Annotated in this window: 23 protein-coding genes; 2 read left to right on the forward strand and 21 right to left on the reverse strand. The window is 71.2% G+C overall.

Going from position 1 to position 25,296, the window contains the following annotated elements; all coding sequences use genetic code 11:
- Nucleotides 1–13: 13 nt before the first annotated feature.
- The 19 genes from priA to aroF form a co-directional block, all read right to left on the reverse strand.
- On the reverse strand, nt 14–2,428 hold the full coding sequence (priA, locus tag Pla163_RS16540) for a replication restart helicase PriA (protein ID WP_145191122.1): 2,415 nt from the start codon (nt 2,426–2,428) through the stop codon (nt 14–16).
- Nucleotides 2,425–2,712, reverse strand: a complete 288-nt coding sequence (locus Pla163_RS16545; protein ID WP_145191125.1) for a MazG nucleotide pyrophosphohydrolase domain-containing protein — start codon at nt 2,710–2,712, stop codon at nt 2,425–2,427. The genes priA and Pla163_RS16545 overlap by 4 nt, the downstream gene beginning before the upstream one ends.
- Before the next feature lie 28 nt (nt 2,713–2,740).
- A complete protein-coding gene (locus tag Pla163_RS16550) occupies nt 2,741–4,111 on the reverse strand; it encodes a PP2C family protein-serine/threonine phosphatase (RefSeq protein WP_419186056.1) in 1,371 nt (456 codons plus the stop codon).
- Nucleotides 4,112–4,115: 4 nt separating this feature from the next.
- A complete protein-coding gene (locus Pla163_RS16555; protein ID WP_145191131.1) occupies nt 4,116–4,622 on the reverse strand; it encodes a phosphatidylglycerophosphatase A family protein in 507 nt (168 codons plus the stop codon).
- Nucleotides 4,622–5,281 carry a CDP-diacylglycerol--glycerol-3-phosphate 3-phosphatidyltransferase gene (gene pgsA / locus Pla163_RS16560; RefSeq protein WP_145191134.1) on the reverse strand — a complete coding sequence of 220 codons (660 nt, stop codon included), beginning with the start codon at nt 5,279–5,281 and terminating at the stop codon, nt 4,622–4,624. Before pgsA ends, Pla163_RS16555 begins: the two co-directional genes overlap by 1 nt.
- Nucleotides 5,278–6,675 carry a 30S ribosomal protein S12 methylthiotransferase RimO gene (gene rimO / locus Pla163_RS19210; protein ID WP_419186057.1) on the reverse strand — a complete coding sequence of 466 codons (1,398 nt, stop codon included), beginning with the start codon at nt 6,673–6,675 and terminating at the stop codon, nt 5,278–5,280. Before rimO ends, pgsA begins: the two co-directional genes overlap by 4 nt.
- Before the next feature lie 89 nt (nt 6,676–6,764).
- Nucleotides 6,765–9,416 carry a DNA translocase FtsK gene (locus Pla163_RS16570; RefSeq protein ID WP_145191140.1) on the reverse strand — a complete coding sequence of 884 codons (2,652 nt, stop codon included), beginning with the start codon at nt 9,414–9,416 and terminating at the stop codon, nt 6,765–6,767.
- Entirely contained in the window at nt 9,409–12,198 is a 2,790-nt protein-coding gene (locus Pla163_RS16575) for a DNA translocase FtsK (protein WP_419186058.1), read from the reverse strand. The genes Pla163_RS16570 and Pla163_RS16575 overlap by 8 nt, the downstream gene beginning before the upstream one ends.
- A gap of 472 nt (nt 12,199–12,670) precedes the next feature.
- Entirely contained in the window at nt 12,671–13,384 is a 714-nt protein-coding gene (locus tag Pla163_RS16580; protein WP_419186059.1) for a phosphopantothenoylcysteine decarboxylase domain-containing protein, read from the reverse strand.
- A gap of 2 nt (nt 13,385–13,386) precedes the next feature.
- Nucleotides 13,387–13,959, reverse strand: coding sequence for a flavoprotein (locus Pla163_RS16585; protein WP_145191147.1), 573 nt, complete (start codon nt 13,957–13,959; stop codon nt 13,387–13,389).
- Between the two features lie 64 nt (nt 13,960–14,023).
- The gene (gene gmk, locus Pla163_RS16590; protein ID WP_145191150.1) at nt 14,024–14,623 is read right to left on the reverse strand and encodes a guanylate kinase; all 600 of its coding nucleotides are present in this window, start codon (nt 14,621–14,623) and stop codon (nt 14,024–14,026) included.
- Complete coding sequence (locus tag Pla163_RS16595) at nt 14,620–15,486, reverse strand: YicC/YloC family endoribonuclease (protein ID WP_419186060.1); 867 nt, start codon at nt 15,484–15,486, stop codon at nt 14,620–14,622. Before Pla163_RS16595 ends, gmk begins: the two co-directional genes overlap by 4 nt.
- 43 nt (nt 15,487–15,529) lie before the next feature.
- Nucleotides 15,530–16,138, reverse strand: coding sequence for an orotate phosphoribosyltransferase (gene pyrE / locus Pla163_RS16600; RefSeq protein ID WP_419186061.1), 609 nt, complete (start codon nt 16,136–16,138; stop codon nt 15,530–15,532).
- Between the two features lie 5 nt (nt 16,139–16,143).
- Nucleotides 16,144–16,452, reverse strand: coding sequence for a preprotein translocase subunit SecG (gene secG, locus Pla163_RS16605; RefSeq protein WP_145191157.1), 309 nt, complete (start codon nt 16,450–16,452; stop codon nt 16,144–16,146).
- 240 nt (nt 16,453–16,692) lie between these two features.
- Complete coding sequence (locus Pla163_RS16610; protein ID WP_145191160.1) at nt 16,693–16,905, reverse strand: hypothetical protein; 213 nt, start codon at nt 16,903–16,905, stop codon at nt 16,693–16,695.
- A 118-nt stretch (nt 16,906–17,023) separates the two neighbouring features.
- On the reverse strand, nt 17,024–17,779 hold the full coding sequence (gene tpiA, locus Pla163_RS16615) for a triose-phosphate isomerase (protein WP_145191163.1): 756 nt from the start codon (nt 17,777–17,779) through the stop codon (nt 17,024–17,026).
- A 124-nt stretch (nt 17,780–17,903) separates the two neighbouring features.
- The gene (locus Pla163_RS16620) at nt 17,904–19,430 is read right to left on the reverse strand and encodes an MBOAT family O-acyltransferase (protein WP_145191166.1); all 1,527 of its coding nucleotides are present in this window, start codon (nt 19,428–19,430) and stop codon (nt 17,904–17,906) included.
- Nucleotides 19,431–19,460: 30 nt separating this feature from the next.
- Nucleotides 19,461–20,711: an alginate O-acetyltransferase AlgX-related protein gene (locus Pla163_RS16625; RefSeq protein ID WP_145191169.1), complete on the reverse strand. Its 1,251-nt coding sequence runs from the start codon at nt 20,709–20,711 to the stop codon at nt 19,461–19,463.
- An 85-nt stretch (nt 20,712–20,796) separates the two neighbouring features.
- Nucleotides 20,797–21,849, reverse strand: a complete 1,053-nt coding sequence (gene aroF / locus Pla163_RS16630) for a 3-deoxy-7-phosphoheptulonate synthase (protein WP_145191172.1) — start codon at nt 21,847–21,849, stop codon at nt 20,797–20,799.
- Nucleotides 21,850–21,920: 71 nt separating this feature from the next.
- On the opposite strand from aroF, the gene Pla163_RS16635 reads away from it, so the two are divergent.
- Together Pla163_RS16635 and Pla163_RS16640 are read left to right on the forward strand one after the other, a co-directional pair.
- Nucleotides 21,921–22,520, forward strand: coding sequence for an HD domain-containing protein (locus Pla163_RS16635; protein ID WP_145191175.1), 600 nt, complete (start codon nt 21,921–21,923; stop codon nt 22,518–22,520).
- Complete coding sequence (locus tag Pla163_RS16640; protein WP_145191178.1) at nt 22,517–23,617, forward strand: carboxypeptidase-like regulatory domain-containing protein; 1,101 nt, start codon at nt 22,517–22,519, stop codon at nt 23,615–23,617. Before Pla163_RS16635 ends, Pla163_RS16640 begins: the two co-directional genes overlap by 4 nt.
- Before the next feature lie 23 nt (nt 23,618–23,640).
- Here the strand turns inward: Pla163_RS16640 and Pla163_RS16645 are convergent, their stop codons facing one another.
- A complete protein-coding gene (locus Pla163_RS16645) occupies nt 23,641–23,919 on the reverse strand; it encodes a hypothetical protein (RefSeq protein WP_145191181.1) in 279 nt (92 codons plus the stop codon).
- 101 nt (nt 23,920–24,020) lie between these two features.
- Complete coding sequence (locus Pla163_RS16650) at nt 24,021–25,253, reverse strand: hypothetical protein (RefSeq protein WP_145191184.1); 1,233 nt, start codon at nt 25,251–25,253, stop codon at nt 24,021–24,023.
- Nucleotides 25,254–25,296: the final 43 nt, after the last annotated feature.

Consider the following 25,296-nt stretch of genomic DNA (forward strand, 5'->3'; position numbering starts at 1 on the left):
GGCCCGCCCGCTCTCAGAGCATCGACACCGGATCCACGTCCACGCTCAGACGCGGCCGCGTGGTGCGAGCGGCGCGTTCGGCGAGGTGGTCGCGGGCGCGCACGAAGGCCGGGGCCGTGGCGGCGCCGACGCCCGGCGCGGCCTTGACCAGGACGTGGTGGCGGTGGCGATCGCGAATGATCGACATCGGTGCGGGCGCCGGACCCAGGACGACCGCGGTCTCGCCCGCCGCCTCGGCCGCCGGTCCCTCGACGAGATCGCGCAACTCGGTCGCGATCGCATCGGCCTCGCTGGCCGCGCGTCCGGCGTCGTCGTCCTCGACCACGACGCGCAGCAGGCGACCGAACGGCGGGTAGCCGAACTCGCGGCGCGACTCGCACTCCTGCGCCGCGAAGCTCTCGAAGTCGTGGGTCGTCGCACAGCGCACGGCCGGGTGCTCGGGACTCTCGGTCTGCACCGTGATCTGGCCCGGGCGCTCGCCGCGGCCCGCGCGACCGGCGACCTGTGCGAGCAGTTGGAACGTGCGCTCGGCGGCGCGGAAGTCGGGCAGGTGCAGACTCGTGTCGGCGGAGATGATCCCGACCAGCGTGACGCCCGGGAAGTCGAGGCCCTTCGCGATCATCTGCGTGCCGACCAGCACGTCGATCTCGCCGCGGCCGAACGCGCCGAGCGTCTCCTCGTAGTCCTCGCGCCGCACCATCGTGTCGGAGTCCATGCGCCGCACGCGGAAGTCGGGCCACATCTCCTCGATCGCCTTCTGCACGCGTTCGGAGCCGGCGCCGAGCATCCGCAGCTGGGGCGCGGTGCAGCTCGGACAGGCCTTGGGCGGCCGCTGCTCGAGGTGGCACTGGTGACAGACCATGCGCTCGATGTGGCGGTGGTACGTGAGCGACGAGTCGCAGCTCGGACAGCGCACGACGGTGCGACAGGCCTGGCACCACAAGACGGGCGCGAAGCCGCGGCGGTTGAGGAACAGGATCACCTGCTCCTTGCTCAGCACGGCCTGGTCGATGCGTTGGCGCAGGGGCCGCGACAGGATCGAGGCCAGTCGCCCGGCGGGTTCGGTGCGCATGTCGACCACGTCCACCGGCGGCAGCGCGCCACCGCCGACGCGTTCGTCGAGCATCAGCCGCGACAGCCGTCCGTCCTTCACGGCCTGCCAACTCTCGAGCGACGGCGTCGCACTGCCGAGCAGACACACGGCGCCGCAGGCCCGGACGCGTTCGAGCGCCACGTCGCGCGCGTGATAGCGCGGCACGTTGCCCTGCTTGAACGACGGCTCGTGCTCCTCGTCGATGACGATCACGCCCAGGTTCTCGACCGGCGCGAAGACGGCCGAACGCGCGCCGACCACGACGCGCAACTCGCCGCGCCGCACCTGTTGCCAGATCGTCAGGCGTTGGGCGTCGGTCAGGCGGCTGTGCAGCACGGCCACCTCGCCGAAGCGCGAGCGGAACCAACCGACCGTCTGCGGCGTGAGCGCGATCTCCGGCACCAGGCAGATCGCGCCGAGGCCGCGAGCCAACGCGCGCTCGATCACCTGCAGGTAGACCTCGGTCTTGCCGCTGCCGGTCACGCCCTGCAGGAGGAAGCCGCGCCCCTGACCCGATCCCGACGCCACGCGCAGAGCCGCGTCGACCGCTTCGACCGCCCACGACTGTCCTTCGGTCAGCGTCGTCGGACGCGGCCGTTCGCGGTCGCCGCCGGCTTCGACCAACGTCTCGACCGCGCGCGACCCGACGACCGCGAGGCCCTTATTCACGAGCGACTTCGCGGGCGCGTCGGACAGACCGAGGCGACGCAGCAGTTCGAGCTGATCGACGGGTCCGGCGACCTCGAGCAGCGTCCGCAGCAGTCGGTACTGCTTCGGGTGCTTCTCCTCCAGCTCGTCCAGTTCGCTCGCTGCCCCTTCCGCCGCCGCGAGGGTGCGCACGCGACGACTGCCGCCCGCGCGTTTGAGCGGCGCCGGCAGCGCGGCGGCCAGAGCTTCGCCCCAGGAGCACGCGTACTCGTTCGCGATGAAGCGCGTCAGATCGAGGAGTTCGGGGCCGATCACCGGTTCGGCGTCCAGCACGTCCTCGATCGGCCGGATCGCGCGCGCCGGAACGTCGGTGCTCGCATCGACGCCGACGACGACGGCGATCTCGCGGCGGCGCGCGAACGTCACGCGCACGCGCATGCCGGGTCGGACGCGCTCGACGAGATCGCCGTCGATCGCGTAGGTGTACTCCGTGCGCATCGGGCGCGGCAGCACGACGCGCGCGAACGGCCCGGGGTGCGCGGGCGGTTCGGGGCGCTCGGGCTTCGAGCCGGCAGACTTCGAGCGCGCGGCCGCCTTCGACGCGGTCTTCGACGCGGGCTTCGCGTTCTCCGGCAGGTACTCCTCGCCGAACAGCCCCGTCTCGCCTTGTGAGCCTTTCGCGCTCACCCGTTCGGCCGGTCCTTCTCGTGCCCGGCGACGCCGTCCTTGAAGTACTTGTCGAGCGCGGCCTGCTGGAGGTCGATGCCGCTCATCGACGCCATGCTGACGAGCCACGCGAAGACGTCGGCGAACTCGCCCGCCAACTCGTCGCGATCGGCTCCGCGACGCAGGGCGCGCGTGAGTTCACCGACCTCCTCGGCGAACCACATGTAGGTGCCTTCGAGACCGCGCTCGCTGTCGCGCTCGAGGTAGAGCTGGCGGATGAGCTCCTGGAACTGATCGATCTGCATGGCGGCTGGTCGCGGATGTGGGGCAGGTTCAGTGCGCGGTGGGCTCGCGACGCACGGTCACGAGCGAGATCGCGGTCCGTCGCGGTTCGTCGCCCGTGCGGTCCTCGAGCGCGCGCCGCACCGTGCGCAGGAAGTCGTGCGTCGGAGCGCTCGCGGCCTGGTGGAGAAGCGTGAAGTAGCCGCGCTCGCCGAGTTCCTGGCCGTCGGCGTCGGGCGTGGTGACGGCGCCGCTGGTGGCCAGCACGAGACGATCACCGGGCGCGATCTCGAGGTCCTGGACCGCGAGCGTGCGCTCGAAGACGGGCCCCGCGTCGAGGCCGAGCGCGACGCCCTCGGGCTGGAAGACGCGCAGCTTGCCATCGGCGGCGCTCGTGCGAACGAGCGGCAGCCGGTGGCCGGCGCAGGCGACGGTCGCACGCCCCTCTTCGGGCTGCAACACGGCGAACAGCGCGGTGACGACGACGCCGCGCGGCAGGTCGCGCGCCAGCTCGCGGTTCACGACGGCGAAGGCCTCGCCCACGTCGGACAGGCCGGTGAGCGCGCCGCGCAGGTAGGTGCGCGCGATCGCGCCGACGATCGCGGCCGGCACGCCCTCGCCGAGAACCTCGCACACGAGCAGACCCACGCGCCCGTCGCCGTACTCGTAGAAGTCGTGGAAGACGCCCGACAGCTCGTGGCCGGGCAGGTGCATGCCGCCGACGTCGTAGTCCGGCACGAGCGGCGTCGTCAGCGGCAACAGCGCCTCGCGCACCTGCTCGGCGAGTTCGAGCTCGCGTTCGCGCAGGCCCAGTTCGAGTTCGGCCCGGTGCGCCACGGCCAGTTCCTCGCCGACGCGATCGAGCGCGCGCGCGAGCAGCACCACCTCGCCCCCGCCCTTGACGCGTTCGCGGTAGCGCTGGGCTCCGCCGCCCTGGGCCAGCGTGCGCACGTCGTCGACGATGCGCCGCAGCGGCCGCGCCACGCGATTCGCCAGGATCCAGGACGCGATCGAGGCCACGAGGACGACCAACGCGACGGCGGCGACGACCAGTTGGAACAGCTCGTCGGCCAGTTCGCGGTCGCGATCGACGACGACCAGACGCGCCGACTCGTCGCCGCGTCCGTAGCGGAACTCGACGGCCGTTCGACCGTCCTCGAGGACGACGGCGCTGCGTTCGACACCCGACTGCGAACGGGTCGAGCTGCTCGCGCGCTCTACGATTCCGCCGGCGTTCGCGCTGGCGGTAGCGACCAGGGCGTCTTCGCGGACGTCGCGCTCGTAGCGATCGGCGATGTCCCGCGCGGTCGAGAACAGCGCCCAGGCCCCCAGTCCGACGACCACGAGTAGGACGCAGAACGTCGTCAACGCGAAGCGCGCGGCCAGTCCGAGGCCACCGCTCTCAGGTCGAACGCGCGCCACGGTCTCACAGCCCTCCGACGGGCGAAGCGGCGAGCTCCCAGTACGACGGGTCGAGCACCAACAGCCGCAGGACGGCCATGCACGCCAGTCCGAAGAGGCCGGCGACCACGTCGTCGAGCAGCACGCCGTCCGCACCGTGCAGGCGTTCGATCTGGCGGATAGGCGTGGGCTTGAGGATGTCGAAGAAGCGGAACAGGAGGAACGCGCACACGAGCGACAGCAACGTCGGCGGCGCGATCCAGGCCACGCAGATCAGATAGCCGATCACTTCGTCGAGCACGTACCAACCCGGGTCGCCGTGGCCGGCGCGCCGTTCCGACCAGGTGACGAGCGGCCGACCGACGACGTACAGCACGACGACGACGGCCGCCGTCCAGAGCGGAAAACCCGCGCCGGTGAACGACAGCGCCCAGGCGATCAGCACGCCGCCGAGCGTCCCGAACGTGCCCGGTGCGACGGGCGAGAGGCCCAGACCGCCCGACGTGGCCAGCATGAGTCGCAGGCGATCCATCAGCGCGGCGCACTCAACAGGCGCGTGGCCTTGAACACGTAGCCCAGGCCCGATCCGACCGAGGCGACGAGCGTGGCCCAGACCGAGATGTGCGCGATCCACTCGACCGGGCGCACCAGGACCTCCGGCCACGGAATGCCGTACAGGCCGAGCAGCGCGCCGATGGCGATGCACTGGACGACGAGCTTGATCTTGCCGAAGCGGTCGGCGCCGAACTCGACGCCCTGGCTCTCGGCGTAGCCGCGGATACCGGTCACGAGGAACTCGCGCGCCAGGACGACGACCACGACCCAGGCCGGCAGGTACGGCTGGGCCCAGTCGAAGGCGGCCAACAGCACGAGCGCGCCGAGCACGAGGATCTTGTCCACGAACGGGTCGGCGATGCGGCCGAACGCGGTCACGTGGCCGTACTTGCGCGCCAGGTGGCCGTCGAGCCAATCGGTCGCCGCGACGGTCACGAACAGCACGAAGCAGGCCAGCATCCACGGGTCCCCGTAGCTGCGGTCGGGCGCGTCGACACCGGGACCGAAGATCTGGAGCAGCACGAACAGCACGGCGGCGCCGACGAACCGGATCGCCGTGATGCGGTTGGGCCAGTGGGCGAAGACGCCGACCGGTCGCGCGGGACCGGAGCCACTGCGTCGTGCGGCCTCGCTCACTCGCGCACCGGTTCGGCGACCAGGTTGAACTCGGCGTCGACGTCGCGCACGTCGACCTCGAGGGTGGCGCCCACGCCGACGACCTCGGACTCGTGCGGTTCGAGGTGGAAGAGCACGAGCGGGTCGACCTCGGGCGCGTCGAACTCCCCGCGCGCCACCGCGCGCCATCCGTCGCCGCCGGGCAGCGGGTGCAGTTCGTCGACCAGGGCGTCGATGCGTTGGCCGATGCGCGCGCGCTGGGTGCGCTCGAGCACGCTGTCGCGGACGGAGAGAACGCGGTCGAGGCGTTCGCGCGCCACGTGCGCCTCGACGCGCGGCTCCATGGTGAAGCCGGGCGTGTCCTCCTCGGGCGAGTACGTGAACGCGCCGAGACGGCCGATCGAGTAGGTCTCGATCAGCTCGCACAGTTCGTCGACGTGCGCGTCGGTCTCGCCCGGGAAGCCCACCAGCATCGTCGTGCGCAGCGTGAGGTCGGGCACCTCCTCGAGGAGGCGGTCGAGGATCTTGCGCACCTGGTCGCCGCTGCCGTGGCGACGCATCGCGCGCAGCACGTCGGTCGCGGCGTGCTGGACCGGGATGTCGAGGTACGGCGCGACGCGCGGGTGGTCGCGCAGGAGCTCGGTCAGCGCCCAGGGAAAGCGGTTCGGGTAGGCGTACATGACGCGCACCACGTGGTCGCCGTCGAGGTCCGCCACCTCGCGCACGAGGTCGGGCAACTCCTGTCCGCCGCCGAGATCGCGGCCCCAGGCGGTCGAGTCCTCGGCCACGACGACGAGCTCGCGCACGCCGTGTTCGACGAGTTCGGCGGCCTCGGCGACGACCTCGGGCAGGCGCTTGCTGCGGTGCTTGCCGCGCATGATCGGGATCGCGCAGAACGAACAGCCGTGGTCGCAGCCGTGGCTGATGCGCAGGTACGCGTAGGAGCCGGGCGTGGCGAGCAGACGCGAGTCCTCGCGGTCGCCGGCGCGCCGTTCGATCGCCTCGAGGTAGCCGGGCGAGCGGTGCCCCGAACCGATGCGCCGCACCTGCTTGGCGAGGTCGCGGTAGTCCGAGATCTCGCAGAACAGGTCCACGTCGGGCAGTTGGCGGATCAGCTGGCGGCGGTAGCGCTCGACCAGGCAGCCGGCGACGACCACCGCGTTGAGTTCGCCGCGGCGCTTGCGCTCCACCTGCTCCTCGATGCGCGCGTAGGACTCCGCCCGCGCCTCCCCGATGAACGAGCAGGTGTTGATGACGACGACCGAGGCGTCCTCGAGCACCGGGGTCACCAGCAGCTCCTCCTCGGCCATGCGGGCGAGGATGAGTTCGGAGTCGATCAGGTTGCGCGCACAGCCCAGGTGGACGAGCGCGACGGCCACGGGATCGGCGTCGGAGGGGGTCTTGGAGCGGCTCACGGGCGCATCGTAACGAAGGAGGGGCCCGCTCCTCGGTCGGAACGGGCCCCTCCTCGGGCGGCCGCGGGGGCCGTGGCGGTCGGCGTCGCTCAGCCCACGCCCACCGTCTCGCGCCAGGTGTCGGCATCCATCAGGATCTCGCGTCGCGAGCCGCCCATGTAGGGCCCGATCAGACCGCGCTCCTGGAGCTCGTCCATGACCTCGGTCGACTCCTTGAAGTCGAGGCCGAAGCGCTTCTGGAGCATGGAGACGGCGACCCGGCCTTCGACCACGAACATGCGACCCGCTTCGAACAGGAGGCGTTCGCGGTCCTTCGGCGCGGAAGGCGCGGTCGGCGTGAGGACGACGTCGTTCTCCGCGGAGTCGTCGGCGAACAGGCTGCGCTGCTCGATCGGCACGGCGGGGTCGGCCACGTCGGCGACGACGGGTTCGACCTCGGCGGCCGCGGCCTTCTTCTTCGAGCGCGAGGCGCGCTTCTTGGGAGCGGGGGCCGGAGCGGGTTCGGGTTCGGGTTCGGGCTTTGCGACGGGTGCCTCGGCCACCGGTTCTTCGACCACGTCCTCGGCCGCGACGTCGACCGGCTCTTCCGCCGGCTCCTCGGTCGCGGCCTCGGCCACGACGACGGGCTCGGGTTCGGGCTCGGGCTCTGCCGCTTCGACGACGACCTCGACGACGACCTCGGCGACCGGCTCGAGCGCCGGCTCCACCTCGTCCTCGTCCTCGAGAGCGACCTCGGCTTCGAACTCCTCCTCCTCGACGTCCTCGTCCTCGGCTTCTTCGGCCGACGCGAGCACCTCTTCGGGCTCGTCCTCCTCCTCGTACTCCCACTCCTCGTCGTCGTCCTCCTCGGACGCTTCCGCGGCGGTCGTCTCGGAGTCCTCGTCGTCCTCTTCTTCGTCGTCCTCTTCCTCGGCGTCCGAGGCGAGCACGTCGTCGGTCTCCTCGACCTCCTCGTCCTCCTCGTCCTCCCACTCCTCGTCGTCGTCCTCTTCCTCATCGTCCGCGTCGGAGGCCTGGACTTCGTCGTCGTCGTCCTCCTCCTCGTACTCCCACTCTTCGTCGTCCTCGTCCGACTCCTCTTCGGAGCCGTCCTCGAGGACCGCGACGGAGCCGCCGTCGGACTCTTCGTCCTCTTCTTCGTCGTCCTCCTCCCACTCCTCGTCGTCGGCTTCGGCTTCTTCCTCGTACTCCCACTCCTCGTCGTCGTCCTCGACCTCTTCCTCGTCGGTGACGGTCTCGGTGGGAGCGGCGGTCGCGGCGACGGGCTCCCACTCCTCGACTTCGGCGACCTCGGTGTCAGCGTCGGTTTCGCTCGCCTCACCACCCATCGGGCGCGGCGTCTCTTCGACCGCGCCGGGAGCGACGGGAGCCGGAGCGACACTGGCGGTCGCGCCGTCGTCGGCCGAGGCGAAGGTCACGGTGCGCTTCGGCGCCGCCGCGGGGGCCGGGGCGCTCGCCGCCGACGCCTTGGGAACGTACGGACGGGGCTCGTCGATCTCACCCTCGTGGGGGGCCACCTGGATCTCGCCGTCGGCTGCGTTCGAGACGGGCACGCCGCGCTTGAGGATCCGAACCTCGAGCTCCTTCGGCGCTTCCTCCTTCGCCTTCACGACGGGTCCGCCGGTCACCTGCTCGTCGGACGCACCGCCGAGGACGCGGACCACGTTGCGCTCGGGCTCGGGCGGCGCGGGCTTGGCGACGGGGGTCGCGACCGGCGCGCCGCCACCGAGCGGTTGGACGCGATCGCGATCGGGAGCGGCGGCCGCTGCGACCGGCTCCTCGGCTGCGACGACCGGCGCGGGCTCGCTCGACCGGGTCGGCTTCGCGGGCGCGTGCTGTTCGACGGGCGCGGGCGCCGTCGCCGCGGGAGCGACGGCGGCGGCCAGCACCGGCGCGGCCTTCGCGCTGGCGAGCGGACGCACTTCGACCTCGTCCTCGGTCCGAACCTTCACCTCGCGCTTCGGACGCAGGCGCTCGAGCGAGAACCCGTGCGCCATGGCCACGAGCAGCGCGCCACCTGCCAGACCGATGAGTCCCAGCAGGATGCCGAGCACCATGAAGTTGCCACCGAGCAGAGCGCCGACGCTGCCCTTGCCGGTCAGCCACGCGCCGCCGAGGGCCAACGCGGGGAGCGCGGCCAGGGCCAGCGGCCAACGCAGCGGACGCGGCGCGATGATCTGCGTCGCGGCGAGCCCCATGAGGAGCGCACCGACGGCGGAGGTTCCGAGCGGACCGAAGACGCCGATCACGCCGCCCATGAGACCCGTGGTCACGTTGACCGCTTGGCCGTCGACCGGGGTGCCCTTCCACAGGGCGGCGACGACGGACACGGTCACGAAGGAGCCGAGGGCGAAGAGCGCGGCCAACGAGGCGAAACGCCCCCAGTCCTCGCCTTCGATGTCGGCCACGCTGCTGGCCTTGGACTCGGTGCGTGCAGGGACCTTGTCCGAAGCCTTGGCCACGGGCGTGGAGCCCGACGGCGACGTGGCGCGCGTCGTCGAAGCCGCGACCTTGGGCTCGTCGTCCACGGACCGCAACGCCGGCTTGGACGGCGCCCGGGTCGCTCGAGGCGTCGGTGCGACGACCGCCACCGGCGTCTCGTCGCTGCCCGACTCGGTCTCGTCGTCCGCGTCGTACAGACCGGCGTCCTTCGGCGCGTTGGCGGCGTTGTTCGCCCCCTGCGTCCGCTGGGCCTTCTTCTGACGCTGCCGCTTTCCCTTGTTCCGTTTGCGCTTACTCATGGTCCTCGTTGACGCCGCTCGCGACGCCGTGCATCTCTTCCCACTCTTCGAGGGACAGCATCACCTCGCGGGACTTGCTGCCCTTGTGACTTCCGACGATGCCCACCTCGCCCATCATGTCGATGAGGCGTGAGGCGCGCGTGTATCCGACCTTCAGGTGCCGCTGCAACAGGGACGCCGAACCGCGGCGCGTCGAGAGCACCGCGCGCACGGCCTGGTCCCACAGTTCGTCCTCGGCCGCGGGATCCATCCCGCCGCCGTCGGTGTCGCTGCGCGTCGCACCGGTCGCGACCTGCACGAGCTCCTGGTTGAAGCTCGGGGCCGACTCCTCGCAGATGTAGTCGACGAGGTTGTGCAGCTCGCTGTCCTCGACGAGCGCTCCCTGGGCACGCACGGTGAGGCTCGACGCGGGCGGCGTGTAGAGCATGTCGCCCTGGCCGAGCAGCTTCTCCGCGCCCGGCTTGTCGAGGATGACGCGGCTGTCCTGGTTGGACGCGACCGTGAACGCGATGCGCGTCGGCAGGTTGCCCTTCAGGACGCCGGTGATGACGTTCGTCGACGGACGCTGCGTCGCGACGATGACGTGGATGCCGACCGCACGCGACTTCTGCGCGAGACGCGTGATGGCGCCCTCGGCCTCCTTCTTGGAGGTCATCATGAGGTCGGCCATCTCGTCGATGATGACGACGATGTACGGAACGCGGCGCGGCGTGCGCTCGGCGCTCCAGTTCTCGCCCATGCGTTCCTCGAGCTTCTTCTCGTTCTCGCCGAGCGCGTTGTAGCCCTTGATGTTGCGCACGCCGGCGTTCTTGAACAGCTCGTAGCGCATCTCCATCTTCTCGCACGCCCACTCGAGCACGTTCGTGGCGTACTTCATGTCCGTCACGACCGGGCACATCTGGTGCGGGATGTTCGAGAACATCTGCAGCTCGACCATCTTCGGGTCGATCATGATCGTCTGCACGTCGTGCGGCGAGCGCGTCAGCATCAGGCTCGCGATGATCGTGTTGATGCAGACCGACTTGCCCGAACCCGTCTGACCCGCGATGAGGAGGTGCGGCATGCGCGCCAGGTCCTCGACGACCGGATTGCCCTCCGCGTCCATGCCGAGGAACATCGGCAGCGCGTAGTGCTTCGGGTCGTAGGCCTCCTTCGTGATCAGCTCGCTGAAGCGCACGAGGCTGCGCTTGGCGTTGGGCACCTCGACGCCGACCGTCGAACGGCCGGGGATGGGCGCGATGACGCGGATCGACTTGGCGCGCAGGGCGGCGGCGATCTCGTTCGACAGCTGGGTGACCTTGTTGAGGCGCGTGCCCTCGGCGACCTCGAGTTCGTAGAGCGTGACGACGGGTCCGACGGTGCTGCCGACGACCGTGGCCTCGACGCGGAAGCTGGCGAGCTGTTGCTCGAGTCGGCGCGCCTCGGTCTCGATCTCTTCCTGCGTGCGGCTGTTGGCGCGCGAGGAGTCCGGCGGGATCAGAAGATCGAGCGGCGGGAACTTCCACGGGCCCTTGGGCGGCGTCGGCGGGTCGTAGACCTTCGGCTCGGAGGCCTTGAAGGCGAGCTTCTTCTTGACCAGTGCGGCGTTGGACTTCTTCGGGGCGGGTTCGAGCTCGGCGGCTTCCTCCCACTCCTCGTCGTCACCTTCCTCCCATTCGCCGTCGTCGTCGGCGTACTCCCACTCGCCGTCCTCGTCGTCGGCTTCTTCCTCGTCCTCGTAGATCCACTCGCCGTCGTCCTCGGCGACGGGCTCGTCGTCGTAGGCCTCGTCCTCCTCCCACTCCTCGTCGGCCTCGGCGGACTCGTCCCACTCCTCGTCGTCGTACTCCTCGTCCTCGTACTCCTCTTCCGGCTCCGGCTCGACGACGGCCTTCTTCTTCGCGGGCGTCTTCTTGGCGGCCTTCTTCGCGGCCTTCTTCGTCGACTTCTTCGCAGTCGTCTTGCCGGGCACCGGCGCGAGCTCCACGTCGCCGCCGCGCAGGAAGTCCCACCACGACGCGAGGGTCGCGCGCGTCCAACCGCCGAGCGCCGAGAAGGTCGACTCGCCGCGCGTGCTGCGGCGTTCGCCGAGCCAGTGCACGAAAGCGGTGATCGCCGGCACGAACGCCAGCTCGGTGGCCAGCATGAAACTCGCGGCCGTGACGAGCAGCGCGAGGATCCACGCGCCCAGGAGACCGAAGTTCTCGACCAACACGCCGGCCGGTCCGCCCTGGTCCGAAGCTCCGCGCACGAGCTGTTCGGCGAGCCAACCACCGGGCCCGAACTCGAGGCGATTGCCCGTCGCTGCGCCGACCTGCTGCAGCGCGAGCGTGCGGTCCGCGTACCCGGAGCCGAACGCCAGCTCGAACAGGATCGCGGACGCGAACAGGAGGCAGATGCCTCCGAACACGCGGACCCACGGGAAGTAGACGTGGCGCCCGCTCATCAGCACCACGCCCCAGGCCAGACCCAGGAAGCAGAGCAGGTAGCTGCTCCAGCCGACCGAGTAGAGCGCGAAACGCGCCAGATAGACGCCGAGCGCGCCGCCGTAGTTGAACGAGGCCGACCGCGGATCCGTCTGGGGATCGAAGTAGCTGACCGCGCTGACGCCCAGCCACAACGCGAACCCGATGAAGAGCAGGCCCTTGATCTCCTGCAGCACGCCGCTCGTCTCCTCGTCGACCTCGCGCCCGACGGCGAGGCTCGAGAGCGTCGCGCCGATGCGCTTGAACGCGCGCGCGACGATGGAGGGTTCGGAGGTGCTCTTCTTCTTCGAGGAGCGTTTGGACGTGCGCTTGGCCATGGTTGCCGCGGGGGGGCGACGCGCCGAGGTTCCGGACGCGGACGGGACCGACCGGCGGGGAGCGCGGTCGACCGGTGGAGCCGCCGGGGTGGCCGAGTGGCGGCCGCGGCGGGGATCCGAGGAGGAGTCCGGACGGGACGGGTCCCGGACGAGGTGGGCAGCGCCGGAGCACCGTCCCATCGAGGCTGGTCCCGAGTGGTCCGGGGGCCGCGGGAGGAGCCGCTGGGCCACGGACCGTCGGGCCGATCGCCGGACGCGTCGCGGGCGGCGCGGGGCGTCGACACCACGCGCCCGCCGCGCCGAGGTGCGGAGGCGATCGTTCTCGCCAGAGAATCGCGCGTACGGGCCCTTTCGAGCAAGGAACAGCGCGCCCCGGTGCCCGTCGCGACACTGGAATCGCGCACTCCCGGTCAGCTTCCCGACGGGCGTCCAGCGAGCCGTGGGTGGGCGCGCTCGCGAGCGGACCGTTCGATCAGCGTCCGGCGGCGGCCGTCCGCGGGCGCTCGAGGCGCACCAAGTGCCGCGCGACGTGCGACTTCGATCGTCCGCGGATCTCGCGCGCCGACCCGTCCCGCCCGAGAACGGTCACCGACGTGGTGGTCGCACCGAGGGCCGAGGCGTCGTTGAGGACCACGAAGTCGGCGTTCTTGCGGCGCATCTTGCCCAGGGCGCGGCGGACGCCGTCCCCGGTCTCGAGCGCGAAGCCCACCACCAGTCGCTCCCCCTTGCGCCGCGCGATCGTCGCCAAGAGGTCGGGGTTCTTCACCAACTCGATCGTGGCCGTGTCCGTGCCGTCGTCCTTCTTGCGCCACTTGCCCGCCAGCCGGCGCTTCGGCCTGAAATCGGCCACAGCGGCGGCCATGATCAGGACATCGCATTCGGGGAAGTGCTCGCGCAGCGCCTCCAGCATGTCGCGCGCGCTCGTCACGTCGACGCGAGTGACGCCGTCCGGCGTCGGCTGGTGGACAGGGCCCGCGATGAGGACGACGTCGTCCCCGCGCTCGGCGGCGGCCTTGGCGATCTCGAAACCCATCAGCCCGCTGGACTCGTTCGACAGGTAGCGGACCGGGTCGATGTACTCGCGGGTCGGCCCGGCGGTCACGACCACGCGGCGCGGCGGCGGTCCCTCCTGGCCCTTCTTCGTCGCGGCCTTCTTCGCCGCTCTCTTCGCCGTCTTCTTCGCCACGGTCAGGACCTCGCGTCGAAGGCCTGTTCGAGCAGAGCGGCGACGCGCGGGACGAGGTCCATGGGCTCGGCCATCCGACCGGTCCCCTCGACGCCGCAGGCCATGTGCCCGGAACCCGGATCGGCCTGGACCCAGCCGTCCTCGATCAGGCGTGCGACGTTGCGGCGCACGGCCGGCGCCTCCCACATGATCGGGTTCATGGCGGGCGAGAACAGCCGCGGGACCTTCGTCGAGGTGGCCAGCAGCGTCGTCGTGAGCAGATCGCCCGCGATCCCGTTCGCGATGCGCCCGATCAGATCGGCCGAGGCCGGAGCCACGACGATCACGTCGGCCCACTGGGACAGATCGATGTGGTCCATCGCGCCGCGCCGCTCGGAGCCGAACTCGGTCGAACCCGCGGGCTCGCCGGTCAGCGCCTCGAAGAGCTGGGGCGAGATCAGTTCGGCGGCGCGCGGCGTGAGGACGCAGCGCACGCGGTGACCGGCCTGGCTGAGCTTGCTGGCCAGGTCGCAGCCCTTGTGGAGCGCCGCCGAGGCCGAACAGCCCAGCAGCACGTTGCCCGTGATCTCGTTCATGCGTGTTCCTCGTGGGTGGGCACCGTGCCTCGGTGCCGCTCGGTCGATTCGTCCAACGGCCCGCTCAGTCCTGCGGCGCGTCGTCCGCGCGCGGCTCGAGCCCGATCAACGCGCAGGTCTCGCGATAAGCGCGCTCGGCGTCGTCGTTGACCACGACGTGATCGTACGCGCCGCGCTGCTCGCGCTCGGCCCGGGCCTTCGCCAGTCGACGCTCGACCACCTCGCGCGTCTCGGTGCCGCGGCCCTCGAGGCGCCGACGCAGCTCGGCGTCGTCGGGCACGTCGATGAAGATGAACAGGGCCTCGGGCAGACGCTGTCGCACCTGGAGCGCACCCTGGACGTCGATCTCGAGCAGGAAGACCTTGCCGCCCAGCACCGCTTCGTCGAGCGGACCGCGCGGCGTGCCGTAGAGGTTGCCGTAGACCTCGGCCCACTCGAGGAAGCGGTCGGACGCGATGCCGCCCTTGAACTCCTGCTCGTCGACGAAGAGGTAGTGGACGCCGTGTTCCTCGCCGGGTCGCGGCGCGCGCGTGGTGCACGAAACGCTGAAGACGACGCGCGGGTCCTGGCGCAGACGACGGCCGATCGTGCTCTTCCCGCTGCCCGAGGGCCCCGAGATGACGACGGCGCGTCCCGGTCCGTTGCTGTGGTTCACGGAGCTCATTCGACGTTCTGGACCTGCTCGCGCAGCCGTTCGATCGCGGTCTTCGCGTCCACGACCCAATGGGCGATCTGCGCGTCGGCAGACTTGGACCCTACGGTGTTCACCTCGCGGAAGAGCTCCTGCACGAGGAAGTCGAGCTTGCGACCGACCGCATCCGTCCCGCTGCCGAGCAGATCGCCGAGTGCGCCGAGGTGCGCCTCGAGACGCGAGAGTTCCTCGGCGATGTCCGCGCGGTCGGCGATCGACGCTACTTCGCGCGCCAGCTCGTCGGCTTCGATCGTCGGACGGTCGACGAGCAGCGCGACGCGGCGACGCAGTTCGTCCTGCAGCCGCTTCACGACGTCGGGCGCACGCTCGGCGATGAGCGCGACGGTCGCCTTCAGTTCGGCGGCGTTCCGCGCGAGGTCGTCCGCCATGGCGAGCCCCTCGCGGTCGCGCATCTCGACCAGGCCGTCGAGCGCTCCGGCCGTGGCCTCCATCAGCGCCGCCTTGGTGGCGCGCGGATCGAACTCGGTCGAGCGCGTCTCGAGCACGCCCGGCAGGTGCGCCCACTCGGCGAGCGAGAGCGTGAACGGCACGCCGGCGGTGGCCGCGAGTTGTTCGAGCTGTTCGCGATAGCGCGCCACCACGTCCTCGTCGACGCGCACGGTCGCCGCGCCGCCGACCGGCTCGACGCGCACGGAGAGATTCACCGAACCGCGCCCGAGCCGCTGCTTGACCAGGTTCTCGACGTCGGCCTCGAGCGCGCCCATGTCGTGGGGCAGGCGCACCTTCACCTGGAGGAAGCGGTGGTTGACCGAACGCGCTTCGACGGTCACACGCACCGTCGCGTGCTCCGCGGTCGCGGCACCGAATCCTGTCATCGAGCGCATGGGCAGGTCGGGCTCGTCGTGGTTCGCGTCTGGATCAGGCCCGGCTGCCGGGCTTGATCGGTGTGGAGTTCTCGAAGCCTTCGGGCGGATCGCTGGGGGCCCACGTGCGCGCGGTGACCTCGGCCAGTGCGACCAACGGCAGGCCCAGGTCGGCGAAGGGGTTGCCGCCCGAGCGGTTCACCACGCTGCCGACGGCGACGACCTTCGCGCCGATCTCGTTCAGAAGGTCGATGACCTCCTTCGCGGAGCCGCCGGTGGTGACCACGTCCTCGACGACGAGGCAGCGCGTTCCCGGCGCGATGACGAATCCGCGGCGCAGCGCCATGCCCGCGCCCTTCTCGCCCTTGCGCTCGGTGAAGAACGACTTCGTCCCCGCCGCGCGCGCCACTTCCTGGGCCCAGACCACGGCGCCGAGCGCCGGTCCGACGACCAGGTCGTACTCGAGTCCTTCGGCCGCGAGGCGCGCCACGAGTGCGTTCGCCAGCTGGCCGGCGCTGCGCGGATCGCACAGAGCGAGCGCGCACTGGAAGTAGCGGTCCGAGTGCAGTCCGCTCGACAGCAGGAAGTGCCCCTCGAGCAGGGCGTTCTCACGGCGCAGAAGGTCGAGGACCTCGCCGCTCCCGAGCACGTCGTTCCCGGACACGCCGCTCACTCGACCGGCGTTCCGCCCGCCGGCTGTTCGCCGACCGGCTCGACCGTGTCGACGCCGTCACCGATGACCGAACCGGACGAGGACTTCGCGAGCAGGACGATCGTCAGGGCCGAACCCATGAAGACGAGCGCCACCGCGGCCGTGAAGCGGGTGATGCCGCGCGCACCGACGCCGAAGGTCTGCTGGCCGGCGCCACCGAAGGCATCGCCGAGACCGCCACCGCGACCCTCTTGGACGAGGATCACGACGATCAGGAGCAGCGACGAGAGCGCGAAGACCAGGTAGAGGATCGTTTCGAGGAACATGCCAATGGAGCGGCAGCTCGGAGGGCGCCGGTGACCGATCCGCGGAGGCGGGGTCCCAGGCGTCGAAGGGCGGACACGATAGCGCCGCGAGGGCCACCGGGCCACCCTTCGGCCGGCTCTCGGGCGCCGCCCGTGCGGGCCGCTGCGGCCTCGAGGTGGCGGGATCGGCCGCGAACCAGCGCGGCGAGCGAACCCTGGACCTGCCGCGAGCGGCCAGATTCGCCCCCCGGCGGCCGTCCGTCAGTGCTCGCGGGCCTCGAGCAGCGAGCCCGTCCGCCCCGAGGAGGTCACCACGATCGTGGCCGCGCTGACGAGGAAGACGACCGCCGTGTAGAAGAGCGCCCGCCGCAGTTTGGGGCGCACCGTGTCCTCGGATCCGTCCACGAGGACCAGCACGACGAGCGCGATCGCCGAGAGGGCGAGCACCAGGAAGAGGAGCGTCTGGACCAGCACGCGGGCGACAGTAGCCGCCGCGACGGGCGCGACGGGGCAGCGGCGCGGGCCGGGACCTGAGCCGTCCACGGGCCGGGACGGCGAGCGGCACGGCGAGCGGGGCCACGCCCGCCGCCGGTCAGCGGATGGCCGCGGCGATCCCGGTGAAGGAGTCGGCCTTCAAGGACGCTCCACCCACCAGCGCGCCGTCCACGTTCGGCCGACCGAGCAGCTCGCGCGCGTTGTCGGGCTTGACCGAACCGCCGTACTGGATGCGCACGGACGCGGCCGCGGCGTCGTCGAACAGTCCGGCGAGCAGGCCGCGCACGAACGCGTGCACTTCCTCGGCCTGGTCGGGCGTGGCGACCTTCCCGGTGCCGATCGCCCAGACCGGCTCGTAGGCCAGGGTCAACCGGCCGAGGTGCGCCCGATCGAAGTCCGCGAGCGCGCTGGTCAGTTGGCGCCGGACCACCGACTCGGTCCGGCCGGCCTCGCGCTCCTCGAGCAGTTCGCCGAGGCACAGGATCGCGTCGAGCCCGCCGGCGAGCGCCGCACCGAGCTTGGCCGCGATCAGCTCGTCGCTCTCGCCGTAGACGTGGCGCCGTTCGGAGTGGCCGACGATCGCGAACGTGGCCCCCACCTCCTTCAGCATCCGCGCCGAGATCTCGCCCGTGAAGGCGCCGCTGTCCTGGTCGCAGCAGTTCTGGGCGCCGACGCGCACGCTCGTTCCGCGCAGGGCCTCGGCCACGGCTTCGATGTGGACGTAGGGCGGTGCGACGGCGAGGTCGACGCCGGTCGCGTCACTCGTGGCGGCCGCGATCCCGCGCGCCAGGTCGAGGGCTCCGGCCCGGTCGAGGTTCAGCTTCCAGTTGCCGGCGATGTAGGGGGTGCGCATGGGTCGAGTTCGTGGGGGGAACGAGCGTCGGTGTGCGACCGATGGGTCGGACGGGGGCTCCGAGCATATCGAGCGCGCGTCCCTCGACGGGCTCGCCTCGACGTTCGCGGTGGAGCCTGTGCGCTCAGAACTGGAAGTAGATGAACGGCTGCTGGCCGATCAACAGGAGCGCCGTCACCGCGACCATCGTTCCCAGCCACACGGCCACGAGCCAGGTCGGTGCGCGGTGCACGAGGCGGTGGGTGAAGTCGACCCAGCTGCGCGGCAGGAGGATCAGCGCCCAGGTGCCGACGAAGACGACGAGGGCCCAGACCGACAGGCTCTCGATGCCCTTGTCACCGGCGCGCAGGAACATGTTGCCCATCGTCTCCCAGGTGCCGGCGCGGATCGACGCGCTCGAACCGAAGACGATGACGATGAAGTACGGATAGGCGAAGGCCGCCTTGATCCACCACGCGAGCGTGCCCGGCTGGGCCAGTTCGAACTTCACGCCGGCCGCCCGCGCGCGCTTCTTGCGCCACTGACGCCACTGCACCTCGACGATCATCGCGATCGCGTTCACGAGGCCGTACCAGACCCACAGCCAACTGGCGCCGTGCCACAGGCCGATCAACACCATCGTCGCGATGTTGTTGAACGCCGCGCGCGGCATCTTGCTGCGCCAACCGCCCAGAGGCTGGAAAACGTAGTCGCGCAACCAGAACGACAGTGTCATGTGCCAGCGCGTCCAGAACTCGCGCACCGAGATCGAGCGGAACGGGTAGGCGAAGTTCTCCGGCAGGTCGAAGCCGAACAACTTGGCCACGCCGATCGCCATCTCCGAGTAGCCGGCGAAGTCGTTGTAGATCTGGAAACCGAATCCGATGATCGCCAGGACGTGGACCTCGGCCGAATAGGCGAGCGGGTCGTTGAAGACCGGATCGACGAGGTACAGGCCGATCAGGTCCGCGAAGACGATCTTCCGCGTCAGACCGCAACCGATGCGCCACAGGGCCTCGTGCAGGCGCTGGCGGTCGATGCGCGGCAGGAGGTCGAGCTGGGGCAGGAACTCCGCCGCGCGCACGATCGGGCCCGCCACCAGCTGCGGGAAGAACGACACGAACAGAGCGAAGTCGCCGAACGACCGCGCGGGCTTCAACTTCCCGCGGTAGATGTCGATCGTGTAGCTGAGCGTCTGGAACGTGTAGAACGAGATGCCGACGGGCAACACGATGTCCCGCACGATCTCGGGCGTCAGCGTGTTCGCGTAGCCGGCCTGGATGAAGTCCGGCAGCAGGCTGCGTTTGAACGCGACGAGGTCGACACCGCTGCCGAGCGCGGTCGCGACCCACTGCATGTTGTCGAAGAACCAGTCGGTGTACTTGAAGAAGCCGAGGACACCGAGGTTGCCGACGAGACTGAGCCACAGCCAACGTTTCGCGCTCGTGCGGTCGCCCGTGTCACGCGCCGTCTGGATCCGCTGACCGCACTGGTAGTCGAGCAGCGTCGAGAAGACGATCAGCGTGAGGAACCACGCTTCGTACATCCCGTAGAAGAGGTACGAGCCGACGAGCAGGAGCGCCTGCCTGCGTCCTCGCCGCCGCGCCAGCGCCCAGAACAGGGGCAGGAGCACGGCCATGAAGACCAGGAATTCGACGCTTTGGAAGAGCATGGATCGGACGGTGGCCGCGCGCGTGGTCGCTCAGCGCGGCGGAGGGCCGAAGGGCTGGGTGCGCGGGTTCGCGGCGCGCTCGGTCGTCAGTCGCTTCAAGAGGCCGTCCTTCAAGAGCCAGCGCATCAGACCCTCGGCGACGCGCTGGTGCCCCTTGGGCGTCCAGTGGTGCACGTCGTCGCGGATGTAGTGCTGGAAGAAGTACTTCCCCATGCCCTTGACCTCGGGCGTCATGTTCCAGGTCTCGACGCCGAGCCCGTTCAGCTTGGCCTCGAGCGCGTCGATCGAGCGCTCGGGCTGCGTGTCGGCGGGCAGCCCCCACAGGCTCCCGTTCTTCTGCAACCACTCCTTCCAGCGCTCGGCGGTGGCGACCTCGGTGTCGGGGAGGATCGCGAACCGCAGCTCGATCCCGCGCTCCTCGCAGGCCGTGCGCAGATCGCTGACCGAGTCCCAGGTCGCCTGCAGGCACCGCTCGAGGTAGTCGCGGCCCTTCGGATCGCCGAAGTAGCGCCAGCGCAGGAAGAACGGCGGCAGGTCGCCCTGCATGACCTCGCGATTCTTGTGGCGCGTGTAGATCGCGGACCAACGTCCGAGGACCGCGTCACCGAGAGCGACGAGCGGCAGGAGCGGCTCGGGCCAACGGGCGGCCATCGCGCGCGACACGAAACGCCCGTCCACCTCGACGAAGCCGCCTAGGTCGGGGTCCTCGATCAGCGCCTGGGGCGTCGCGGCCACGGTGACGAAGACGAGGTCGGGTTCCAGCGCGTCGAGCAACAGCACCGCCCGCCGGCAGGACTGGGCCACCGAGTACCCCATCACCCCGCCGTTGAGCACGCGCACGGGGACGCGTCGGTTCGCGTTCAGAAGGCGCTCGAGCGCGTGGTTCCAGACGTCGTCCTGGGCCACGCCTTCGCCCGCGCCGTAGATCCTCGACTCGCCGAAACCCGCGATGCGCACCTCGGTCGGATCGGCGTCCGCCTCGATCTCGCGATTGCGCAGGCCGTAGCGGTCGTGGTGCCGGTCGAGGACGGGGTCGTGGTAGTCGACCGTGTTCGTCCAGGACAGGAGCGGGTGCCCGAGCTCCATCTCCGCCTCGTTCTCCGACGCGTCCACCTGGGCCACCACCGCGTCGACGGCGGCGAATCCGACGAACAGCCCCAGCAGGATGTGCAGGATGCGCTTCAGCATGAAGCTGCGCTCCGCGTCGAGCTGGGCGAACTCGTCGGTGGGCGGGTCGCCGCCCGACGGGTCGCCGCCGAACTGGGGGGAAGAGTCGGTCACGGGGTCCGGGTGGGGTCGCCCGAAGTGTAGCCCGCCCTCCTCCGAGTGCCCGCGCTCGAGGAGCGCGGCGCACTCCGGCCCGCGCTCAGACCGCTTCGCGCGCCACGCGCACCACGCGCCGACCGCAGACCTGGGCCAGCGCTTCGACCCGGCGAACCAGATCGACGAAGGCGCTCGGCGACAGGGCCTGGGCTCCGTCGGAGTGGGTCGTCTCCGGTCGCGGATTGACCTCCACCAACAGCCCGTCGGCACCGGCGGCGACCGCGGCCAGACCCAGCGGCAGGACCAGATCGGCCCGTCCGGCGGCGTGGCTGGGATCGACGACGACCGGCAGGTGCGTCGCGCCCTTGAGGTGCGCCACGGCACCGAGATCGAGCAGGTTGCGCGTGACGTTGTCGAAGCTGCGGATACCGCGCTCGCACAGGATCACGCGATTCGTGCCCTCGTTCAGCACGTACTCGGCCGCCAGCAACAGCTCGCGGACCGAGGCCGCGATGCCGCGCTTCACGAGGACCGGCGTGCCGTGTTCCGCGCTGTAGCGACCGACCTCGGTCAACAGCGCCGAGTTCGCCATGGAACGCGCTCCGATCTGGAACACGTCGGCGACCGCTCCGACCTTCTCGACGTCGCGCGGGTCGAGGACCTCGGTCACGATGCCGAGTCCGGTCAGCGCCCGGGCTTCGTCGAGCAGCGCGAGGCCCGCTTCGCCGAGGCCCTGGAAGGCGTGGGGCGACGTGCGCGGCTTGTAGGCTCCGCCGCGCAGGAGCGTCGCGCCGGCGTCGGCGACGTGCCGCGCGATCTCGAGCAGCGCGTCGCGGTCCTCGACGGCGCAGGGTCCGGCCACGATCGACAGGTCGCCGCCGCCGAAGCGCGCGTGTCCGGCCTCGATCGTGTCCACCCCACCGGCGCCCGGCCGGACGGTCTGGTGCAGCTCGGGCGCGTCCTTCGCGTCGAGGATCGAGACCACGGCCCACAGGTCCTCGAAGCGCGCGCGGGCGCTGGCCTGGAACGGGCCCTCGAGCTCGGCCAGGGTCCGCGCGTCGTCGAGGAAGCGCACGGTCGCTCCCTGGCGACCGGCCTCGTCGATGACGGTCCGGAGTTCGTGGGGCGCGAGGCCCTGGCGCAGTCGAAGGAGCATGAGCGGCCCGGCACTATAAGCTGCCGCCAGGCGGGTGGAACCCGCGCGGGCCGGTCAACCGCTCGCGATCCGTGAACCTGCCGCCCGAGTACCACATGCGTTCCGACGACGATTCACCGGCGCTGGCCGCGCTGCTCGAGATGCTCGCGCTCGAGCGACTCCCGCGCACGGGCTGGCTCCAGGCGGGGCTGCCCCAGGCCGAGTCGATCGCCGCGCACTCCCACGGGGTGGCGACGCTCGCGCTGACCCTCGGCACCCAGGTGGAGCCGCCGCTCGACGTCGATCGCGTCGTGACCCTCTGCGTGGCGCACGATCTGCCCGAGGCGCGGCTCGGCGATCTGCCGCGCACGGCCGCGGACCTTCTGCCGCCGGGTGCCAAGCGCAGCGCCGAAGAGGCCGCGGGCGACGCGCTGCTCGAGCCTTTCGGGCCGCAGTCGCGCGCGCGGCTCGAGGAGTACCTGATCGGCGAGACGCGCGAGGCCCGCTTCGCCCGCGTCTGCGACCGATTGCAGTTGGCGCTGCGACTGCTCGCCTACGCGCGGGCCGGAGCGCGCGGTCTCGGCCGCTTCCGGCGCGGGGTCGAAGGACTCGACTGCAGCGAGTTCGACGTGGCGCGCGAGATGCGCGACGAGGTGGTCGCCGCGATCGTGGCGACGGGGGCCTTCGAGTGAGCGCGGTCGACCGAGCGGGCGACGCCCAGGAAACAGCGGGCACCGGATCCGCGGCCGCCCCCAGGCCGCGCTCCGGTCGCCGCGAGTTCGTGCGCCGCGCCGTGATCGCGGTGCTGCTCCTGTGGCTGCTCGGCCTGTGGATCCATCAGATCGTCGATCGCCCCGGCGTGCCGGTGGACGTGGGCGCGATCGAAGCGCCGCGCACGCTCGAACAGCTCGGACTGCCCACGGCCGCCGAACGGTCGGGCGTCTTGCGCGGCGCGGTCCTGACGTCGAACGGCGAGAGCGCGTCGGACGTCCTCGTGACGCTGATCGTCGACGAGGAACTGTTCTGGACGCACAGCGACGAGCTCGGGACGTTCGAGCTGCGACGCCTGCCGCGGGTCGGGCGCGCCACGCTGGCAGCGGTCCCGATGGCCGCGCCCGGCGTGGATCTGGATCTGGAACTGCCGCTCACCGAGCCACTGCGCGTCGAACTTCCGCCGCGTTTCGCCCCGACGCCGACCCTGCCGTCGATCCGGCGTCAGGTGCTCGAAGGTCGCGTGACGCTCGCCGGCGATCGCGACGCGCGCGGCTACGAACTGGCGCTCGTTCCGCTCGAACAGACGAACGCGGGCGTGCGGCCGGTGCCGGCGCCGGGTCTCGACGGGCGCGTCGAACGCCGCGTCGAGGTGGACCGCGACGGGCGCTTCCGGGTCGACGACCTGACGCTCGGCAGCTACCAGGCGCGCGTGCTGCCGCCCTGGGCGCGCGGCTCGAACTGGCCGGTGCTCGGCACGGCGACCATCACGCACGACGGCCGCCGCGGAACCGCGCTGGTCGAAGTGCGCGGCGGAGCGATCGAGGGGCGCGTGCTCGACGCGGCCGGTGCGCCGATCGCGGGCGCCGTGGTCCTGGCCGCCAGCCCGAGCGAACCGGCGCTGATGCTGCCGTCGCTCGCGACCGACGAGGAGGGCCGTTTCGTCTTCGAGGACGTGCCCGAAGGTTCACTGCGCCTGCGGGTGCGAGCCGGTGATCGTTCCAGCGAGCGCACGGTGCGCGTCGGCCAACTGCGGCGCGAGCAGGTCGAGCTGCGGTTGCTGGCGCCGCAGGACTGAGGGGCGCGGCGGCACCTCTGCGCTCAACCCTGTGCCGGATGCCAGAACTCGACGCGGTCCCAGTCGATCCAGACGTCGTTCACCTTGACGGCACCCGGGGCCACGTCCTCGACCTGGCCCTCGAAGCTGCGGCCGGACTCGAGGGTGCACTTGATCGTCGAGCCGACGTCGGGCAACGGCGTGTCGCTTCCGACGGCACAGGAGGCGGCGAAACCGGCGATCACGAGACCGAGGGGCAGGACGAGACCGGCGAAACCGGCGCCCGCCCGGGTGGACGGCGCGCTCGAGCGGTGGAGCTTCATGGGAGGGGTTCGGGCTGTGGGGCGCGGGCTGGCGACCCCGGGACGAAGCTGGTTGTTGGGAGGACGGCCGCCGCGATTCCGCTCCATCCGGCCCCCACCGCTCAGCCCGCCGTGATCGCCAGCACCGCCATCGCCGTGCCGTAGCTCGCGCTGCGCGGGAAGATCCGGTCGTTCCAGACGCCCGAGCCCTCGCGCGTGCGCCACAGGTGTTCGAGCAGGCGCTCGCGCAGCGCGGGACGGCGCTCTGAGTCGAGAGCCGCGATCGCACGCGCCGCCCAGGTGTGGCCGTACATGAAGTAGTAGGGCGCGATGGCGTAGGGGGGGTCGTGCGTGCCCTGTTGGCTCTTGCGCACGAGCAGTTCGTCCCACCCGTCGAAGAAGCCGAGCACCGCCGCGTGCAGGCGATCCGTGTCACTGCGACCGGCGCGCAACAACACGAGTTCCGCCGCCGCCGAACGGGCCGCCGACGCGTGCATCGCCACTTCGCCGCGCGCGCGTCCGGAGTACTCGAAGGCGCCGTTCTCGGCGCGGTTCTTCTCGAGCGCGTCGAGCGCGCGCGTGATCAGCTCGGCATCCACCTCGAAGCCCGCGTCGCGCGCGTCCATCAGCGCGTCGAGCGTGGTCGCCGTCATGAACGGGCTGACCGCGCCGCCCGCGTAGTTCCAGCCGCCGCCGCGCGTCTCGTTGACCGCGAGACAGTGGACGAGGTGCGGCACGAGCGCGGCGATGCGTTCGCGCTGCTCCCCCGTCGGGAAGGCGCTCTTCGCATCGCGCGCGAGCAACTGCACGTAGAGGCTCAGCGCCTGCGCGTGCCCCCAACCGCGCACGTCGTAGCCCTCCTTCGGGCCCGGGGCGAGTCCCGCATCGCCGTCGTCGGGGTCGAGCATCGACGCCATGAACTCGAGCGAACGACCGATGGCCGCCACGCGCGGCGCGTCCTCGTCGAGACCGGGCGCCGCGACGAGCGCCTCGCACACGATCGCGGTCCCACCGACGCGGTAGCCCGGCGGGATGATGGCCCGCCGCCCGGAGCGCACGCGGTACACGCCTTCGTACGGCCACTCGACGCCCGGCCCGTTCTCGGCGCGCAGCTTCTCGAGCCGCGCCGCTTCACCCTCCTGCCAGGCCTCGAGCTTCTCGTCCGGCATGCCCCCCACCGCGTTGTCGGGCACGTAGCTCTCCTGGGCGCCGAGCAGTTCGCGGACCGCGGCCTCGAGGCTCGCGCCGACGGCCGCGGCGTCCGGTGCGGTGACGGTGGCTGCGATCGGCGCGGTCGCGGCGTCGTCGGGAGCGGACTGGAGGGCGAGGACGAGGGCGAAGGGAGCGATCAGCATCGCCGCAGTCTAGCGGCGGCGGCCGACCGGCGCCGGTCGCGGG

The sequence above is a fragment of the Rohdeia mirabilis genome (genome assembly GCA_007750655.1).
Taxonomy (GTDB): Bacteria; Planctomycetota; UBA1135; order UBA1135.